The 17570-nt window shown below is 64.8% G+C and carries 17 protein-coding genes; 8 read left to right on the top strand and 9 right to left on the bottom strand.

Features of this window, described 5'->3' with window-relative positions; all coding sequences use genetic code 11:
- Window positions 1-40 precede the first annotated feature (40 nt).
- Both M2320_RS06540 and M2320_RS06535 read left to right on the top strand, forming a co-directional pair.
- On the top strand, window positions 41-1291 hold the full coding sequence (locus M2320_RS06540; RefSeq protein WP_264596584.1) for a glycosyltransferase family 4 protein: 1251 nt from the start codon (window positions 41-43) through the stop codon (window positions 1289-1291).
- The gene (locus M2320_RS06535) at window positions 1291-2034 is read left to right on the top strand and encodes an SGNH/GDSL hydrolase family protein (protein WP_264596583.1); all 744 of its coding nucleotides are present in this window, start codon (window positions 1291-1293) and stop codon (window positions 2032-2034) included. The genes M2320_RS06540 and M2320_RS06535 overlap by 1 nt, the downstream gene beginning before the upstream one ends.
- 252 nt (window positions 2035-2286) lie before the next feature.
- Here the strand turns inward: M2320_RS06535 and M2320_RS06530 are convergent, their stop codons facing one another.
- From M2320_RS06530 to M2320_RS06510, 5 genes are all read right to left on the bottom strand, one after another.
- Window positions 2287-3018, bottom strand: a complete 732-nt coding sequence (locus M2320_RS06530; protein ID WP_184428785.1) for an arginyltransferase — start codon at window positions 3016-3018, stop codon at window positions 2287-2289.
- 12 nt (window positions 3019-3030) lie between these two features.
- Window positions 3031-3501, bottom strand: a complete 471-nt coding sequence (locus M2320_RS06525; protein WP_184428784.1) for an RDD family protein — start codon at window positions 3499-3501, stop codon at window positions 3031-3033.
- Between the two features lie 92 nt (window positions 3502-3593).
- Complete coding sequence (locus tag M2320_RS06520) at window positions 3594-3899, bottom strand: hypothetical protein (protein WP_264596582.1); 306 nt, start codon at window positions 3897-3899, stop codon at window positions 3594-3596.
- A 51-nt stretch (window positions 3900-3950) separates the two neighbouring features.
- Window positions 3951-5966 carry a squalene--hopene cyclase gene (gene shc, locus M2320_RS06515; RefSeq protein ID WP_425540656.1) on the bottom strand — a complete coding sequence of 672 codons (2016 nt, stop codon included), beginning with the start codon at window positions 5964-5966 and terminating at the stop codon, window positions 3951-3953.
- Window positions 5967-6057: 91 nt separating this feature from the next.
- Window positions 6058-6675 carry a hypothetical protein gene (locus M2320_RS06510; protein ID WP_264596581.1) on the bottom strand — a complete coding sequence of 206 codons (618 nt, stop codon included), beginning with the start codon at window positions 6673-6675 and terminating at the stop codon, window positions 6058-6060.
- A gap of 238 nt (window positions 6676-6913) precedes the next feature.
- Between M2320_RS06510 and ilvD the strand changes: the two genes are divergently transcribed.
- From ilvD to M2320_RS06485, 5 genes are all read left to right on the top strand, one after another.
- On the top strand, window positions 6914-8755 hold the full coding sequence (gene ilvD, locus M2320_RS06505; protein ID WP_264596580.1) for a dihydroxy-acid dehydratase: 1842 nt from the start codon (window positions 6914-6916) through the stop codon (window positions 8753-8755).
- A 252-nt stretch (window positions 8756-9007) separates the two neighbouring features.
- Window positions 9008-9322, top strand: a complete 315-nt coding sequence (locus M2320_RS06500) for a DUF485 domain-containing protein (RefSeq protein WP_184428780.1) — start codon at window positions 9008-9010, stop codon at window positions 9320-9322.
- Entirely contained in the window at window positions 9322-11016 is a 1695-nt protein-coding gene (locus tag M2320_RS06495) for a cation acetate symporter (RefSeq protein WP_184428779.1), read from the top strand. Before M2320_RS06500 ends, M2320_RS06495 begins: the two co-directional genes overlap by 1 nt.
- Window positions 11017-11134: 118 nt before the next feature.
- Window positions 11135-12925: a DUF294 nucleotidyltransferase-like domain-containing protein gene (locus M2320_RS06490; RefSeq protein ID WP_264596579.1), complete on the top strand. Its 1791-nt coding sequence runs from the start codon at window positions 11135-11137 to the stop codon at window positions 12923-12925.
- 11 nt (window positions 12926-12936) lie between these two features.
- Window positions 12937-13608: a 3'-5' exonuclease gene (locus tag M2320_RS06485; RefSeq protein WP_264596578.1), complete on the top strand. Its 672-nt coding sequence runs from the start codon at window positions 12937-12939 to the stop codon at window positions 13606-13608.
- A 99-nt stretch (window positions 13609-13707) separates the two neighbouring features.
- Here the strand turns inward: M2320_RS06485 and M2320_RS06480 are convergent, their stop codons facing one another.
- From M2320_RS06480 to fldA, 4 genes are read right to left on the bottom strand one after another with little or no spacing between them, the layout of a single operon-like run.
- Window positions 13708-13896: a hypothetical protein gene (locus tag M2320_RS06480; RefSeq protein ID WP_264596577.1), complete on the bottom strand. Its 189-nt coding sequence runs from the start codon at window positions 13894-13896 to the stop codon at window positions 13708-13710.
- Window positions 13893-15155 carry a DUF2325 domain-containing protein gene (locus M2320_RS06475; protein ID WP_264596576.1) on the bottom strand — a complete coding sequence of 421 codons (1263 nt, stop codon included), beginning with the start codon at window positions 15153-15155 and terminating at the stop codon, window positions 13893-13895. The genes M2320_RS06480 and M2320_RS06475 overlap by 4 nt, the downstream gene beginning before the upstream one ends.
- Before the next feature lie 26 nt (window positions 15156-15181).
- Window positions 15182-15601: a DUF2023 family protein gene (locus tag M2320_RS06470; protein WP_184428774.1), complete on the bottom strand. Its 420-nt coding sequence runs from the start codon at window positions 15599-15601 to the stop codon at window positions 15182-15184.
- Window positions 15580-16062, bottom strand: a complete 483-nt coding sequence (gene fldA / locus M2320_RS06465) for a flavodoxin FldA (protein WP_264596575.1) — start codon at window positions 16060-16062, stop codon at window positions 15580-15582. Before fldA ends, M2320_RS06470 begins: the two co-directional genes overlap by 22 nt.
- 490 nt (window positions 16063-16552) lie before the next feature.
- Between fldA and M2320_RS06460 the strand changes: the two genes are divergently transcribed.
- Complete coding sequence (locus M2320_RS06460) at window positions 16553-17323, top strand: enoyl-CoA hydratase (protein WP_184428772.1); 771 nt, start codon at window positions 16553-16555, stop codon at window positions 17321-17323.
- Window positions 17324-17570: the final 247 nt, after the last annotated feature.

The raw sequence follows: 17570 nt of genomic DNA, 5'->3' as shown, positions 1-17570 counted from the left end.
TTTTCACGCCACTATGCGGCGCGAAACAGGCGGAGCCAATATGATCAGCGGGGAAAAAATCCGTGTCGTCATCGTCGTCGACCATGCGTCGGTGACCGGCGGCCAGGCCAAGGTGGCGCTCGACAGCGCCCTCGGCCTGAAACAGGCGGGTTGCGAGCCCATTGTCTTCGCCGCGGTCGGGCCCGTCGACCCGCGCCTGGCCCAGGCGGGGATCGAAACCATCTGCCTCGGCCAGCAGGACCTGCTCGGCCACGGCTCCCGTCTTGCCGCAGCGGCGCAGGGGACCTGGAATTTTCGCGCGGCCGAAGAATTGGAAAAACTGCTGGCGCGCCTGCCGCGCGACAAAACCTTGGTGCATGTGCATGGCTGGGCCAAGGCTTTGTCGGGCGCCATCGCCGGGCCGATCCGGCGCTCCGGCCTGCCGCGCCTCTACACGGTCCATGAATATTTCCTGCACTGTCCCAATGGCGGGTTCTTCGACTACCGCAAGGGCGAGACCTGCGCCTTGCGCCCGCTGTCGGCGGCCTGCTGGGCGCGCCACTGCGATTCGCGCAATTATCCGTTCAAGCTCTGGCGCAATGCGCGGCTGTGGGTGACCCGGAATGTGGCGCGGCTGGACGCCTGTTTCGACGATTTCATCCTGCTGTCCGACCTGCAGGCGGAGCTGCTCAAGCCCTATCTGCCGGCCGCCGCCCGGCTCTACCGGCTGCGCAACCCGATCGAAGCCGAAGACCTCGGTCCGCGCCATTCCCTAGGCCAGGATTTGCTGTTCGTCGGTCGGCTCTCCGCCGAAAAGGGCATTCTGCTGTTCGCCGAAGCCGCCCGCCGCGCCGGGGTCACGCCGGTCTTCATCGGCGACGGCCCGGCGGCGGCGCAACTGGCTGCGGCCTATCCGGAGGCGCGGATGCTGGGCTGGCGCGCGCCCGAGGAGGCCCGCGCCGCCATGCGCGCCGCCCGCGCCCTGGTGTTTCCCTCGCTCTGGCCGGAGACGCAGGGCATGACGGCGGTGGAGGCCTTGGCGATGGGAACGCCCGTGATCGTCGCCGACGGCTGTGCGGCGCGCGAATGGGTGGCGCCCGAGACATCAGGGCTCTGGTTCCGCAGCGGCGATGCGGACTCGCTTGCCGCCGCCTTGCGCCGCATGGCCGACCCGGAGTTGGCGGCGCGTCTGTCGCGCGGGGCCTATGAGGCGTTCTGGCGCGATCCGCCGACGCTGGACGCCCATGTCGCCGATCTCCTGAAGATTTATGATCAGGTGTTCGCGGCGCATGGCGGGCGGCGAGCGGCCTGATGCGCTGGCGTCTCGTCCTCTTGGGCGTTTGCGCCGCCGCGCTGGGCGGCCTGTTCGTCGTCGGCCGCGACGCCTGGGTCGCGCGCAAACTCGCCTATCTCGACGGTTTCGATCCCTCGGTGATCAAATGTTTCGGCGCGGAGCCGGCCAGCGAGGCGCAAAGGCCGCGCCTCTATCTCGTCGGCGACGCCGCGGCGGAAGAGTGGCCGCGCCACACGCTTGACGCCCGCTACGAAGCCGTCGATTGCGGCATGCACGGCGAGACCACGGCGCAACTCGTCAGCCGCTTCGACCGCTTCGATTTTCTGCGCCCCGGCGATGTGGTGGTGCTGACCTCCGGCGTCTATGACGCGGTTGGCGCCTCCTTCGCGCCCCCCGAGCGCATGGACGCGCTGGCCGAAAAGACCGCCGACCGGCTGTTTCGCCTCGCGCGGCTGGCGCGCGACCATGGCGGCCGGGTGATGGTGCTGACGGTCACGCCGCCGTTCCAGCCCGAATTGTTGCGCCGCCCCTTCTGGAACGAGCGCATTCGCGAGTTCACGCAAAAAACCAATGCGGCGCTGCGGTCCCTCGATTGGGGACCGGGCATTGAGCTGATCGATGTGGCGCGCCTGCTCGGCGGCGACGACCGCACGACGCCGGACATTTGGGGGCGCAACGGGCTGAAGCTGAATGCGCAAGGTTTTGGCGTGCTGACGGACGAGATCAACCGGCGGCTGGCGATTGAAAATCCCAGCCAATAATGGTCTGTCGCGCACCTGATCGCATGAACTCACGGCGGCGCCGAACAGCGCGGCGAGCGATCCAGCGCTTTCCCTATACAAGTACTGGTGTTTTCCGTCAGGCTTGCAACTTCATGTCGTCATGGCCGGGCGTCGTCCCGGCCATCCACGCGGCGTCGCCGTGCGAGTTCTTTCAGATTTTCTCTCGCGGCCGGGCGTGGATGCCCGGCACAAAGCCGAAGGACAAGCTCGGGCATGACGTCCGTGGGACTCTCACCCCACCCGGGTCCACCCCGCCGGCCCCAATCGCTCCTGCGGAAGATATTGGGCCTTGTAATCCATTTTTCGCGAGCCCTCGACCCAATAGCCCAAATAGAGGTGGGGCAGGCCGAGCGCGCGCGCCTTTTCGATGTGGTCGAGGATCATGTAGGCGCCGAGCGACCGGCGCGGCAGGTCCGGGTCGTAGAACGAATAGACCATGGACAGGCCGTCCTCGAGCACGTCGGTGAGGCAGCAGGCGGCGAGGCGCCCCGGGGCATTGTCTTCCGGTGGCAGGCGGTAGAGCGCGATCCGGCTCTCGACATGGCTGTCCTCGATCATCATGCCATAGTCGAGCATGGCCATGTCGGCCATGCCGCCGTCGGAATGGCGGGAGTCCAGATAGGTGCGGAACAGGCGGAATTGCTCGACATCCGCGCGCGCCGGACCGAGATCGCTGAAAATATCGGCATTGCGCGCCAGAAGTTTTTTCTGGGTGCGGTTGGGCGCGAATTCGTCGCAGAGGATGCGCACGGAGACGCAGGCCTTGCAGTTCTCGCAGGCCGGGCGATAGGCGATGGTCTGAGAGCGGCGGAAGCCGGAATGGGTGAGCGCGTCGTTGAGGACGGCGGCGCGGCGGCCGACCAAATGGGTGAAAACCTTGCGCTCCTCGCGCCCCGGAAGATAGGGGCAGGGCGCCGGCGAGGTGAGATAGAATTGCGGGGGGTCGCGCGGCTCGCTCGTCAAGGGCGCCCTCCGCTAGACGCGCCGCAGCACGATGACGCCGGCCAGCATGTCGTGCAGGCAGCGCTTGTCGGAAGCGAGCAGCGAGAACAGGAACAGGATGGGGAAGCCGAGGCTGAGATAGAACAGCACGGCATGGACCGCCGCATAGAGGAAGGGAACCCGGTCGCCGTTCACCAGCCGCATTTCCAGGTCCATGGCCTTCATGCCCGGCGTCGCCATGCGCCAGCCGGAAATGGTCAGGCCGTTGTAGAAGAAGGCGACGAAGGGGAAAATCGGCGGCAGGATGAACCACAGCACGCCGAACGAGGCCAGGCCGAGCAGCAGCCAGATCCCCACCGCGAGGAAGCTGACCAGGACCAGGTCGAGGCCAAGCGCCAGGATGCGGCGGCGGCGCACGCCGTCGAGCGCGCTGGCCGGCAGGGGGGCGAGCGGGTAGACGCGCGGGGCGGCCGGCGTGTTGGCGCGGGTGTTGACTTGCGTCATGGCGGCGGTTCCGGTTGAGTCGAGCCTCAGCGCCGCCTAATCTGGCCCCACGCCCCGCGCCGCGCAAGAGGCGGGCGACTCTGTTGACGACTCTATTGCAAACGCACCGTTTCGGCGCCGGCGGCGCGCAGGGCGTCTTCAACGGCGTGGGTTTTGGACTCGTCGCATTCGACGGAGACGTCCACGGCCCCGTTCAGTTCCGGAGTCTTATCCGCCGTCAGCCCTTCGGCGCCGTAATGTCCGCTTTCCAGGTCCGCGCCGGCGGGCCGGGTCCCGGCGCTGTTCTCTCTGCCCTGCGCCTCGACAAAAATGTCGGTGCGCTCCAGGCCGTGTTCCTGGACGAGGTGTTCCACGGCGAGTTCGGCGTCGCGGCGGGTGGCGAATTGTCCGATGATCATGGCGGCGTTCTCCGGTTCTCGCGGTAACGCCGGCCATGTCGTCGTCGTTCCTCAATCCCGCTTGATCGCGCGCGCCAGCGCCATCAGCGGGAAATAATGGCTGTAGAGCCCGTAGCGCAGCATGAAGGCGCGCGACAGCTCCGGGCCCTGCTTCAGCCGCTCCGCCAGCAGCGGGTCGTTCAGCCGGATGGTCTGGCCGACGCCGTAGCCGGGAAAACCCGTCCCGGTATAGTGCGGCTCCGGCCAGCTTCCCTCGCGCTGGTTTTCCAGCAGGAAATGGCAGCCGCGCTCGATGGCGTCGCGGTCTTTCGGCCTGTTGGCCGCGATCAGCGCCATCAGCGCCCAGGCGGTCTGCGAGGCCGTGGCGTCGCCGCGTCCGGCGGCCTCGGCCTGCATGTAGGAGGCGCAGCTTTCGCCCCAGCCGCCATTGGCCTGCTGGCGTGATGCGATCCATTCGCAGGCGCGGCAGACATAATCCTGGCGCATGTCCTCGCCGATCGCCGCCAGCGCCGGCAGCACCGCGCCGGTGCCGTAAAGATAATTCACGCCCCAGCGGCCGAACCAGGAGCCGTCGGGCTCCTGCTGGTCGCGGATGTAGCGCAAGGCCCGGACCATGGCGGGATGTTCGCGCGACAGCCCCAGCTTGCCAAAGGCCTCGATGATGTGGGCGGTGACGTCGACGGAGGGCGGGTCGAGCGCCTCGCCAAAATCGCAGAACGGGATTTTGGTGAGGATTTTCTTGGTATTGTCCTTGTCGAAGGCGCCCCAGCCGCCATTCTTGCTCTGCATCGCGATCAGCCAGTCGACGCCAAGCTGAATCGCTTCCTCAATGCCGCGCGCCCGCCATTTTTCATCGCTGCGGAACGGGGCGAGCGCGATCAGCGCGACGGCGGTGTCGTCGGTGTCGGGATAGAAATTGTTGGCGTATTCAAAGGCCCAGCCGCCCGGTTTGACCCCCGGCAGTTTGATCGACCAGTCACCGGGAACCCGCACCTGCCGGCGCAACAGCCAATCCACGGCCTTTTCCGTCGCCTCATTGTCCAGGGCCTCGGCGTCGTCAAACGCCAGCAAGGTCAGCATGGTGTCCCAGACCGGGCTGTTGGTCGCCTGAATGAAAGTGGCGTCGCCGACATCGACCCGCCAGCCCGGATCGTTCAGCGCCTCAAAACCCTTGGCGAGCACCGGATGGGTCAAGGCATAGCCTTCGGCGTGCAGCGCCATCAGGCTGTAGATCCACGGCGGCTGGATGCCGCCCCAGGCGCCGTCGGCGTCCTGATGCTTGATGATCCATTCGAGCACATGGCGGATGGCGCCGTTGCGAAAGCCCGCGCGGCCCAGCCAGCCGTTCTGCGCCTTGTGCAGGATTTCGTCGGTCTTGCGAAAGAAGCGGTCCCAGAAATCGGGATTGGGCTTGGCCGGCAGCTCATAGTCGAAGGCGTCGCGACCCTCGGGAAACAGCGCGTCCAGCCGATTTTCCGGCGGCAGCGGGCGGGAGGGACGGCGGGCGGACAGCACGGCGATCGGCATCAGCGTCGCCCGCGCCCATTGGGCGAAATGATAGATGTTGAAGGGGAACCACAGCGGCAGCCAGATCACTTCCGGCGGCAGGTTCGGCGTCTTCTCCCACGGCCATTCGCCGATCAGGGCGAGCCAGTAGCGAGTGAACACGCGAATGTTTTTTAATCCGCCCTTGGCCTCGATCCAGGCTTGCGCCTTTTGCAGCGCGGGGTGGTCCGCCGAAAATCCGGAGCAGCGCAGGGCGGCGTAAGCTTCCACGGTGGTGTTGATGTCGCCATTCGGCGCGCCGTAATAGATTTCCCAGGCGCCGTCGGCGCGCTGCGTGTCGAGCAGCGATTGCGCGAGGCGGGCGCAAAGCGGATGGTCGTCGAGGCCGACGAACCAGAGGGCGAGGCGCCATTGCGCCTCCATGCAACTGTTGGATTCCGCGCGGCCAACCCAATGGCCGTCCGGCTTCTGCCGGGCGATCAGCCAGTCGACGGCCGCGCTGACGCCGGAGCGCAGCGCGGCGGAGAAATTGTCCTGCGGAACAGGCGAAACGAGATTCAAGATTTTTCCCTAAGCCAATAAGTGATGCGTGGCCCATCACTTAGTCGTGGCGGCGCGAAAAGCCAACCTCGCGGACCGTCACCGCCTTAGGTCACCGCCCGTGGAACCCGCCGCCATAGGGCCGCGCATGCGCAAAACCGCCGCCGCCGAAGCCGACGTGACGGCCGTAGCCGCCGTGGCCCCAAGCGCCGCGGCCACCCCAAGCGCCGCGGCCGGCGCCCCAAGCGCCGCGGCCGCCACCCCAAGCGCCGTAGCGGCCATATCCGCCGTAGCGGCCCCACGCGCCGTAGCCGTAGCGGCCCGCGCCATAGCCGGCGGCATAGCCGAGACCCGCGGCGATCACGCCGCCGCCATAGCCGTATCCGCCGCCGTAGCCGGCATAACCGCCGCCATAATTGGCGTAACCGCCGCCGTAGCCGCCATACCCCGCAGAGCTGACCGGTTCGGAGGTGATCTGGCGCGTATAAACGGTTTGCGGCACATATTGCGTGCGCTGGACCGTCTGATAGCTGACGACGGGCACGACCTGGTTGGTGACGACAGGCTGGAGCACCGTGTGCGGCACCAGTTGTTCGCAATTGCGCACGGTATAGGGCTGGTAGTAGGTCGAATAACTGCAGTTGACACATTGCGCCTGGGCCGCAACGCCGGTCGCCGCCAAGACGGACAACCCGCCGAGCGCGGCGAGAACGGAAGCCTTGCTGATCATGACAAGCTCCTGAAAACGAGACAAAAACAAACGCCTGCGCAAGGCGGACATGGGCGCGGCGACGGTGCGGCAAAACATGCCGGAACCTTGGTTAAGCCCAGTCATTCCTCGCGCCCGGCCATTGTTGCACTGTCGCGCTCAGGGTCAATTGCGAGTTTAAGACTTCCTTAACTCGCGCATGGACGCGAGCGGCGCAAAGATGTAGGACACCGGCAAATTCAAAAGACCAGGGTCATCCATGCCTCCGTATCGCTCCCGCACCTCCACCCATGGACGCAACATGGCCGGCGCGCGCGGCCTTTGGCGCGCCACCGGCATGAAGGAAGGTGATTTCGGCAAGCCGATCATCGCCGTGGTGAATTCCTTCACCCAATTCGTGCCCGGCCATGTCCATCTCAAGGATTTGGGCCAGATGGTCGCGCGCGAGATCGAGGCGGCGGGCGGCGTCGCCAAGGAATTCAACACCATCGCGGTCGACGACGGCATCGCCATGGGTCATTCCGGCATGCTCTACAGCCTGCCCTCGCGCGAGGTGATCGCCGACAGCGTCGAATATATGGCCAACGCCCATTGCGCCGACGCGCTGGTGTGCATCTCCAATTGCGACAAGATCACCCCCGGCATGCTGATGGCGGCGCTGCGCCTCAACATTCCCGCCATTTTCGTCTCCGGCGGCCCGATGGAGGCCGGCAAGGTTTTGTTGTCCACCGGCGCGAAAAAGGTCGACTTGATTGACGCCATGATCGCCGCCGCCGATCCGAAGAATTCGGATGAGGATGTCGCCTCCATGGAGCGCTCGGCCTGTCCGACCTGCGGCTCCTGCTCCGGCATGTTCACGGCCAACAGCATGAACTGCCTGACGGAGGCCCTGGGCCTGTCGCTGCCCGGCAATGGCACGGCGCTCGCCACCCATGCCGACCGCAAGGAGCTGTTTCTGGAGGCCGGGCGGAAGATCGTCGCGCTGTGCAAGCGCTATTACGAGCAGGACGACGAAAAGGTGCTGCCGCGGAGCATCGCCACGTTCAAGGCGTTTGAAAACGCCATGACGCTCGACATCGCCATGGGCGGCTCGACCAATACCGTGCTGCATCTGCTCGCCGCCGCCTATGAGGCCGGCGTCGATTTCAAAATGTCCGACATCGACCGGCTGTCGCGCCGCGTCCCCGTTCTGTGCAAGGTCGCCCCCTCCGTGCCCAACGTCCATATGGAGGACGTGCATCGCGCCGGCGGCATCCATGGCATTCTGGGCGAACTCGACCGGGCCGGCCTGTTGAACCGCGACGTCCATTCCGTCCACGCCGACAGCCTCGCCGCCGGCCTGGAGAAATGGGACCTCAAGCGCTCGGACTGCCCCGGCCTCGACACGTTCTATCGCGCGGCGCCGGGCGGCGTGCCGACCCAGGAGGCGTTTTCGCAGAGCGCGCGTTATGACGCGGTGGATTCCGACCGCGAAAAGGGCGTGATCCGCTCCGCCGAACATGCGTTTTCCAGAGACGGCGGCCTTGCCGTGCTGTTCGGCAATCTCGCCGAGGACGGCGCCATCGTGAAGACGGCGGGCGTCGACGAGAGCGTGCTGAAATTCACCGGACCGGCTGTGGTTTACGAGAGCCAGGACGACGCCGTGAAGGGGATTTTGTCCGGCGCCGTCAAGGCGGGCGATGTGGTGATCATCCGCTACGAAGGTCCGCGCGGCGGACCGGGCATGCAGGAAATGCTCTATCCCACCAGCTATCTGAAAAGCATGGGGCTGGGCAAAGCCTGCGCGCTGATCACCGACGGCCGTTTCTCCGGCGGCACCTCGGGCCTGTCGATCGGCCATGTTTCGCCGGAGGCGCAGGAGGGCGGTCTGATCGGTCTCGTGGTTTCAGGTGATTCCATCGTGATCGACATTCCCAATCGCGTGCTGAAACTCGACGTCGCCGAGGATGTTCTGGCGCGCCGCAGGGCAACCATGGAAGCCAAGGGCAAGGACGCCTGGAAGCCGGTCGGCCGCGACCGCAAAGTGTCGGCGGCGTTGCGCGCCTATGCGGCGATGACCACAAGCGCCGCCAAAGGCGCGGTGCGCGTCGTCCCGGAATAGCGGAGCTTCGCCCGCTCGGGCGGAAGGAAATTCTCTGATCCCTTAAGAAATCTGTCACCCGCCGCGGCTCAATCGCGGCGGGTATATTCATTGATCTGCATCTTGTTCAACGAAGTGCTAACTCACGCCACGCCGAACAGTAGGTTAGACAGGGGTGAGACTTTCTCGGGTAAGAACCGCGGGCGTTGCGCCTGCGCGCAATCGTCAAAAAGGTTCACCCGAGGAGGTTTTGGAATACAGGGAGGAGCCTTCATGGCCGCGAGTGCATTAGACATAGAACGAAACCCGAAATTCAAGCAGTTGGTGGCCGCGCGCAAGTCGCTGGGCTGGACCCTGTCGGTGATCATGCTGTTGATCTATTTCGGCTTCATCCTGCTGGTCGCTTTCAACAAGGATTTGGGCAATTTCCTTGGCACGCCGCTCTATTCGGGCGCGGTCGCCACGGTCGGGATCGTGATCGGCCTGCTCGTCATCATCTCGGCCTTCGTCCTCACCGGCATCTATGTCGTCAAGGCCAACAAGCGCTACGACGAACTCACCCGCCAGATCGTCGAGGAGAGCCGTTGATGACCCGCATCAAGACTCTCGTTTCCGGCGCTGCGCTCGCAGCCCTGGCCTCGCCCGCCTTCGCCGACGCGATCGCCGGCGGCGCGCAGAAGCAGGCGACCAACTGGACCGCCATCGCCATGTTCGCGGTGTTCGTGGTGTTCACGCTCGGCATCACCTATTGGGCGGCCAAGCGCACCCGTTCCGCTGCGCAGTTCTACACCGCCGGCGGCGGCATCACCGGCTTCCAGAATGGCCTCGCCATCGCCGGCGACTATATGTCGGCGGCCTCGTTCCTCGGCATTTCCGGCCTCGTCTACACCTCCGGGTTCGACGGCCTGATCTATTCGGTGGGCTGGCTGGTCGGCTGGCCGATCGTCACCTTCCTGATCGCGGAGCCGCTGCGCAACCTCGGCAAGTTCACCTTCGCCGACGTCGCCTCGTTCCGCTTCAAGCAGGCGCCGATCCGCGTCATGGCGGCCTGCGGCACGCTGGTGACGGTCGCCTTCTACCTGATCGCGCAGATGGTCGGCGCGGGATCGCTGATCAAACTGCTGTTCGGTCTCGATTACGCTTATGCCGTGATCTGCGTCGGCGTGCTGATGATCGTCTATGTGACCTTCGGCGGCATGGTGGCGACCACCTGGGTGCAGATCATCAAGGCCTGCCTGCTGCTCGCCGGCGCGACCTTCATGGCCTTCATGGTGCTGTGGCAGTTCGGCTTCTCGCCGGAAGCCTTGTTCGCCAAGGCGGTCGACGTGCATCCCAAGCATCTGGCGATCATGCAGCCGGGCTCGCTGATCAACAGTCCGCTCTCGGCGATTTCGCTGGGCCTGGCGCTGATGTTCGGCACCGCCGGCCTGCCGCATATCCTGATGCGCTTCTTCACCGTGGCTGACGCCAAGGCGGCGCGCAAGTCGGTGTTCTACGCCACCGGCTTCATCGGCTACTTCTACATCCTGACCTTCATCATCGGCTTCGGCGCGATCGTGCTGGTTTCGACCAATCCGGACTTCCTCAATCCGGCCCTGGTCGCGGCGGGCAAGAACGGCATCGAAGCGATCCGGGGCGGCAACAATATGGCGGCGATCGACCTCGCCGGCGCTGTTGGCGGCAACGTCTTCCTGGGCTTCATCTCGGCGGTGGCCTTCGCCACGATCCTCGCGGTCGTGTCCGGCCTGACGCTGGCGGGCGCCTCGGCGATTTCGCACGACCTCTACGCCACCGTGATGAAACGCGGCCAGGCCAACGAGCAGGACGAAATCCGCGTCTCGAAGATCGCCACCCTGATCCTCGGCGTCATCGCCGTTGTGCTCGGCATCCTGTTCGAGAAGCAGAACGTCGCCTTCATGGTCGGCCTCGCCTTCTCGATCGCGGCCTCGTGCAACTTCCCGGTGCTGCTGATGTCGATGATGTGGCGCGGCATGACCACGCGCGGCGCGGTCTATGGCGGCTTCATGGGCCTGATGTCGGCGCTGGTCGGCGTGATCTTCTCGCCGGCGGTGTGGGAAGCCACGCTCGGCAATCCGAAGGGCTCGGCGCTGTTCCAGATCTCGAACCCGGCGCTGTTCTCGATGTCGATCGCCTTCCTGGGCATCTATATCGTGTCCAAGCTGGATCGCAGCAAGCGCGCCCAGCGCGACCGCGAAGGTTTCGACGCGCAATATGTGCGTTCGCAGACCGGCATCGGCGCCGCCGGCGCCTCCGCCCACTGACACCAAAACCGCCTCTCCCCGCTCGCGGGGAGAGGCTTTTTTTTCCCGGGGGCGCCCGTCCTCGGCGTAACCTCTTCGTCGGCCGCGGCGAGAGGGAGCTTCCTCTCAGAGACTTGCCATGAGCGTGCTTCTCGACACGTCGGCGGCCCCGTTCGATCGGCTGACGCCGGACGAAGCCGAGGAAATGAAATCGTCGCTCGACATCCATTATTACCGGCCCGGCGAAACCATTCTGTCCGAAGGCGCCTCGCCCGAGGGGCTCTATCTCGTGGTCAAGGGCTGCGTGGAGGAGCGCCAGCAGAACGAATTGCTCGGCATGCTCGGGCCCCGCGACTTTTTCGACGCGCGCGCCGTCGTGCAGGGGGCGAGCGTCAGCACCTTCATCGCCGCCGAGGAAACTTTGTGCGCCATCGCGCCGCGCGGCGAGATGTTTCGCCTCATCAACGCCAATCCGCGCTTCGGCGCCTTCTTCTATCTCGACATTACGCGCAAACTCGACGCGCTCGCCGGCGAGAGCGAATCGAACCAGTTCAATTCCATGATGCATGCGCGCGTCCGCGATCTGCCGATGTGTCCGGCCGTGCCCATCGACGGGAGCGAAAGCATCAGGGCGGCGGGCCGGATGATGCAGTCGATCGACTGCAACGCGCTGCTGGTGCGCGACGGCGACCGCCGGGGCATCGTCACCGGAATGAATCTCGCCAAGGCGGTGATCCTCAAGGACATGTCCACGGACGAGCCGGTGAAGAACATCGCCCGCTTCGATCTGGTCACGGTCGCGCCCGACGATTTCGTCGCCCATGTGCTGCTGCTGATGACCAAGCACAACAAGCGCCGCGTCGTGGTGATGCAGGATGAATCCTATCTCGGCATTGTCGAGGACATCGACCTGCTCGGCCATTTCGCCGGCAATTCCCAGCTTGTCTCCAACCGCATCGACCGCGCCGGGACGATCGACGAACTCGCCGCCGCCGCGCGCCAGATCGCCGAGCAGATCAAGCCGCTGCGCCGCCAGGGGGTCAAGTTCCAGGTGGTGGCGGAGATCGTCTCCGACCTCAACCGCCGCCTGTTCGCGAAACTGTTCGAGCTCACCTGCCCCCCGGAGATCGCACAAAAAGTCTGCCTGATCGTAATGGGCAGCGAGGGGCGCGGCGAACAGACGGTGCGCACCGACCAGGACAATGGCCTGATTCTCGCGGAACCCGTCGACAGCAGCTTGCTCGACTCGTTCCGCACCAAATTTTCCGCCGCGCTGGAAAAGTTCGGCTTTCCGCCCTGTCCGGGCAATGTGATGGTCAGCAATCCCTTTTGGGTGCGCACCGTCGATGAATATGTCTCTGATTTCAATCGCTGGATCACGACGCCGGACAATGAATCGGCGATGAATGTCGCGATTTTCTTCGACGCGGCGGCGGTCGCCGGCGATGCGACTCTGCTCCAGGACACCAAATGGGCGCTGCTGCAAAAGGCGCGTCGCGAGCGCGTCTTTCTCGCCCGTTTCGCGGCGGCGGTGCTCGCCTTCGAGCCGCCGATCGGCCTGTTCAACAATCTGAAGCTGGCGGGGGCGGAAGGACTCGACGTCAAGAAGGGCGGCATTTTCCCCATCGTCCACGGCGTGCGGGCGCTGGCCATCGAACAGGGCTTGGAGGAAACCAACACGTTCGAGCGGCTCGGCAAGCTCGCCGAAAAAGGTCTGCTCAAGGAGGATTTCGCCCGCGGCCTGGCGCAGGCGCTGGATTACCTGCTGACCCTGCGGCTCGACGCGCAACTCGCGGCCTCCGACTCGTCCAACCTTTACCGCCCGGGCGCGCTGACCAGCATGGACCGCGACCTGTTGCGCGACTCCTTCCAGCAGGTGAAGCAATTGCGCGATCTGGTGCGCCGCCGCTTCAACCTCAACATGTTCTGAGGCCGCGAAACATGGTGTTGCGCTGGCTGATGCGGCAGATGGACAAGGTTGCGCTCCAGGACCGCTCCTACATGTTCCTGTTCGAGCCGGGGCCGGCGGACGAATATATTTCCATCGATTGCGAAACCACCGGCCTCGACCGCAAGCGCGACGAGATCATTTCGGTCGCGGCCATTCGCATCAAGGGCAACCAGATCCTCGCCAGCGAAAGTTTCAAGGCGATCACCCGCCCGCGCATCGCCATCGATCCCGAGGCGATCAAGGTGCATGGGTTGCGCGAGCAGGACGTCGCCCAGGCGCCGACGATGCAGGAGGTGCTGCCGGAGTTGCTGCAGTTCATCGGGGGCCGGCCGCTGGTCGGCTATTACATCGACTTCGACCTGGACATGCTCAACAAGCATGTGGCGGAGCTGATCGGCGTCGAACTGCCCAATCCGGTGGTGGAGGTGTCGGGCATTTATTACGATTTAAAGTATGGCGACGCTCCGCCGGGCACCCAGGTCGACCTGAAATTCGCCAGCATTTTGCGGGACCTGAAACTGCCGCTGTTCAACCAGCACGACGCCTATTCGGACGCGCTGATGACGGCGATGATCTATGTCGGCCTGCGCGACATGAAGGCCCGCGGCGTCACCATTTCGCGGCCGCGCTTCAAGCCCAAGCAGGATTATTCGGGGGGCTAGAGCATTTTCGAGCGAAGTGGATGCCGGTTCGCGTGAAGAAAATGCGTTAAAACAAAAATCTAGATCGTGTTCGGTGAACTGGAGTTCACTGAGCACGATCTAGCGTGCGGGGCGTGACGCGAAAGCCTGATCGGCCGTCCTCGCCGCGCTGCACACAGGGACCTCCATCGGCAGATCGCTCGACGCCTTTCGCTCGGCGCCAAAGGCGAGGCGGCCCGCCTGAAACGCGCCGCCCGCCAGCGCGACGATGACGGCGGCGCCCAAAAAACCCCATTGAGCGCGCGTCATGAAAACGCCGCCATATCGGTCTCGAGCGCCCGCAAAAAGGCGGTGGCGCTCGCCGTGCGCAGGGGGCGCATCGGCTTGCCCTCGCTCTGGCAGATTTTTTTCACCGCCTCCACCGCGCCATGGCTGACGCAATCCACGGGGAAGAACACGGCGTCGGCCTGACGCACGAGGTCGCCAAGCCGGGCCGAGGCGTTTTCCACGCCGCCATCGTGGTGCAGCAGCTGGCCGTTGCGGCCAGAGATCAGCTGGCGCAGCTTGCAGACGGTTTGGGGACGGCCGCCGACATAGAGCAGGCAGCGGCCGCACAGATTGGCGGAGGCCGCTTCACCGCATTCGGCGTCCTCAATCAGTGTGTCCGCCGCGCACTCCGGCGGCGCCTCCGTCCTGGTGTCGGCGGCGCGCAACCGGGCGCGCAAATGTTCGCATTGCAATTCAAAACCCGTGGCCTCGCGCTTGAGCAGAGCGTTTTCCTGCCGCAGCAGGGTGAGTTCTTCGGCCGAGGCGCTCAGTTGCGCTGCGCAAAAATTCTGGTCGCCCAGATCGCGCAGCCGCGCGCATTCGCGCTGCAGCGGCTCCAGGGAGGCGACCCGCGCGCGCAACGCCGAAATCTCCTTGTGCGCCGCGCGTAGGCGGGCGTCGCGCTCGGCGATGCGCGCGGACAGGCGGCGGGCCAACTCCCCCTTTTCGCGCCGCGCCTCGGCGACGGCGCGGGCGTCGCCGCGGTTGGAGGCGCCGGACATATGCGACATCATGTGGATTTCGCCGTAGACGCGGGATTCCACCTCAAGCGGCAATTTGGGATGGGTGACCATGGCCCAATAGGCGCCAGGCGCGAGGCCCGCATCGACCGCCGCCTCCCAAAAACCAATGAAATCGTCGGCGTTTTGCAGCGCGCGGGCCTTGCGGATCGCGCCCTCGAATTTGGCGTCGAGATGTTTGGTCACCGCGCGGGCGGCGGGATTGTCCGTGCTCATGCGGGCGGTGAGCGTGCCGTGAATGTCGTAATCGCTCATGCGCCAGGGATCGTCGACCACGCCGCATTTTTTGGCGATGCGGCGCAGTTCGCCGAGCGACATGCAGGTGCCGACGATGGAGCACAGCGAGGCGCCGCGCACCTCCCAGATGGCGAGACGGCGTCCTTCGCCGCGATGGTCGGCCGCCGAACTGTTGGCGGGCGGCCGGATCAGATCGGCCAGGATCGGCGTCATCGCCGTGGTCCCCAGCGCCAGCGCCGCCGGCGCGATCGAATCCTTGCACAAATGACGAGCCTCCGGGAGCGATGGGTCTATTCGGCGGCGGTCGCGAAGGCGGCGCGCCCGCTGCGGGCGAGATAGCGCAGGCATTGCTGTTCGCGGTCGTAGCCGAGCAGGGCGCCGAGCATGAAATCCTCTTCCGCCGTGAGCGCGTTCAACGGCCGCGTCGCCAGGGCGCGCGCCACATCGACAAAGGCGCTACGGCCAAAGAACAGGTTCCCCTTGTTGGGACAGACGGTTTGGACGAAATGGTCGATGCCGCAGGTTTGCAGCCGCGCCACGGCGACCGCCAGTTCGGCGCGGTTCAAGGTGAGCAGGAACAGGGCGCGCACGCCGCGCCCATATTCATAGATGTGGTGGTGGAACAGCCGCAGGAATGCATTGCCGTCGGCCGCGCAGGGCGGCGCGAACGGCGTTTCGCCCTCGGGCGTCAGAGCAATTGGCTGAGCCATGCCGTCACTCTTTTCTCGGTCATGCCGGATTGGGTGTCGAGATCGAGCGCGAGGCCGACAAATTTGCCGTCCCGCTCGGCCGTGGATTCGATGTAGTCGAACCCGGCGGTGTCGGTGAAGCCGACGATTTTCGCGCCCAGGGCCGACACTTCGTCGTAGAGAATGCCCATCGCGTCGAGGAACGAGGTGGGATAGGTCTGCTGGTCGCCGGTGCCGAACAAGGCGACCGTCTTGCCCTTGAGATTGGCGCCGCGCAGTTTTTCGATGTTTTCTTCCCAATCGGTCTGCAGGGTTCCGTCGCCATAGGTGGGCGATCCCAGCAGCAACAGGTCGCACGCCTCGAAATCGGCGACGGCGGCCGTTTTGATGTCGATGGCGCGCCCCTGGCATTTGGCGGCGATTTTCGCCGCGACGCCCCGGGTGGCGCCGCCGTCGGAGCCGAAAATGATGTTGATCCTCACGCTGAATTCCTTGTTTCACGTCCGCCCGAAGATCTCGACAAGAGATTGAGCGCAAAGTTTCGCACACGCGCTCTTTTCAAGAGCGCGAATGACTGGGTGATATGCCGAAGCCACGTTGGTCCTGTGAGGAATGAGGCGATTTCACTCCGTCATTTCGACGCTACGACGCAAAAGATACCGACAAAGCGGCGGCGAACAAACAAAAGGCGAAAATTTAGAATCGTTCTATATCTATGGCTGGGCATTGGATGCGGCGACGCCACCGACCGCGTTAGCAGGTCAGTCGACATCCGAGGCCGGCGCGAATCTTCCCCGGGCCCGATCGCCATGCCCTTTGTGGCGTCCATTCCTTTGGCTTATCCTTTGCGCAAGCGCGCCCCTCGGATCGGTTCGAACGTGACGATTGAAACGTGCTTCAGCCGAACGCTTATGCAACGCTCAGTATCGACATTTCGCGCGCAAAAAAAGGCGCGTCCAGCAGGAGCCTCTCTTGACCGACATCACCTTGTTCGAAACGCGCGGCGAGATCGCGCATTTCGTTTTCAACCGCCCGCAGGCCCGCAACGCCCTCACCTTCGAAATGTACGAGCATCTCTATCAGGCGGTGTTGCGCGTGAACGAGGACAAGGCGGTCAAGGCCCTGCTGATTTATGGCGCGGGCGGCAAAGCCTTTGCCGCTGGCACCGACATTGCGGAGTTCCGCGTCCTCGCGTCCGACCAGGACTGCATCGATTATGAGGTGAAGATCGAGCGCATTCTCTCTGCGCTGGAGCAATGCCGCGTGCCCACGCTCGCGGCGATCGCCGGGGCCTGCACCGGCGGGGGCGCCGCCATCGCCGCCTGTTGCGATCTGCGCGTCGCGGCGTCGGACGCCAAATTCGGCTTCCCCATCGCGCGCACGCTGGGCAATTGCCTGTCCGTCGCCAATTACGGCCGCCTCGCGCATCTGATCGGCGCGGCGCGCGTGAAGGATCTGATTTTTACGGCGCGGCTGATCGACGCCGAGGAGGCCAAGGTGTTCGGGCTCGTCGGCGAGATCGTCGCGCCGGACGCGCTCATGACCCGCGCGGAGGATCTGGCGCGGACGGTGGCCGGCCATGCGCCGCTGACGCTCGCGGCGACCAAACAGGCGCTGCTGCGGCTGCGTCCGCCGATGGAGACCGGCGCGGATCTGGTGGTCATGTGCTACCGCAGCCAGGATTTTCAGGAGGGCATGGAGGCTTTCCTCGCCAAGCGCGCGCCGCAATGGCGCGGTGAATGAGCGACCGTGACCTTGGCTGTCCCGACTTCGCCATGGTCTGGGGGTACAGAGAGGCTTGCTCCCCGAAGCGCGCGCGCTCTTCGGGGAGTTGTGTCGGTGAAGGTCTTGCTTCACGTACGTCAGCTTACGTGCGTCACCTGTATTACCAAAGTAAAGCAAGTTACCTACGTCACAAAGTATTGAAATTCACGATTAAAATGTGATTAAGTTGCGACGCACAATGGTTTGCATATGATTGAATTATGGA

Source organism: Rhodoblastus acidophilus, assembly GCF_025961575.1.
Lineage (GTDB): Bacteria > Pseudomonadota > Alphaproteobacteria > Rhizobiales > Beijerinckiaceae > Rhodoblastus > Rhodoblastus acidophilus_C.
The sequence above is the reverse complement of the archived record's forward strand: the minus strand, read 5'-3'. Positions and strand labels throughout refer to the sequence as shown.

Coding starts and splice junctions, on each gene's coding strand:
- M2320_RS06500 (WP_184428780.1), top strand. CDS start 9,008: ATGGCCGCGAGTGCATTAGACATAGAACGAAACCCGAAATTCAAGCAG.
- M2320_RS06495 (WP_184428779.1), top strand. CDS start 9,322: ATGACCCGCATCAAGACTCTCGTTTCCGGCGCTGCGCTCGCAGCCCTG.
- M2320_RS06510 (WP_264596581.1), bottom strand. CDS start 6,675: ATGATCAGCAAGGCTTCCGTTCTCGCCGCGCTCGGCGGGTTGTCCGTC.
- ilvD (WP_264596580.1), top strand. CDS start 6,914: ATGCCTCCGTATCGCTCCCGCACCTCCACCCATGGACGCAACATGGCC.
- M2320_RS06525 (WP_184428784.1), bottom strand. CDS start 3,501: ATGACGCAAGTCAACACCCGCGCCAACACGCCGGCCGCCCCGCGCGTC.
- M2320_RS06480 (WP_264596577.1), bottom strand. CDS start 13,896: ATGACGCGCGCTCAATGGGGTTTTTTGGGCGCCGCCGTCATCGTCGCG.
- M2320_RS06470 (WP_184428774.1), bottom strand. CDS start 15,601: ATGGCTCAGCCAATTGCTCTGACGCCCGAGGGCGAAACGCCGTTCGCG.
- M2320_RS06485 (WP_264596578.1), top strand. CDS start 12,937: ATGGTGTTGCGCTGGCTGATGCGGCAGATGGACAAGGTTGCGCTCCAG.
- M2320_RS06540 (WP_264596584.1), top strand. CDS start 41: ATGATCAGCGGGGAAAAAATCCGTGTCGTCATCGTCGTCGACCATGCG.
- M2320_RS06520 (WP_264596582.1), bottom strand. CDS start 3,899: ATGATCATCGGACAATTCGCCACCCGCCGCGACGCCGAACTCGCCGTG.
- M2320_RS06535 (WP_264596583.1), top strand. CDS start 1,291: ATGCGCTGGCGTCTCGTCCTCTTGGGCGTTTGCGCCGCCGCGCTGGGC.
- M2320_RS06490 (WP_264596579.1), top strand. CDS start 11,135: ATGAGCGTGCTTCTCGACACGTCGGCGGCCCCGTTCGATCGGCTGACG.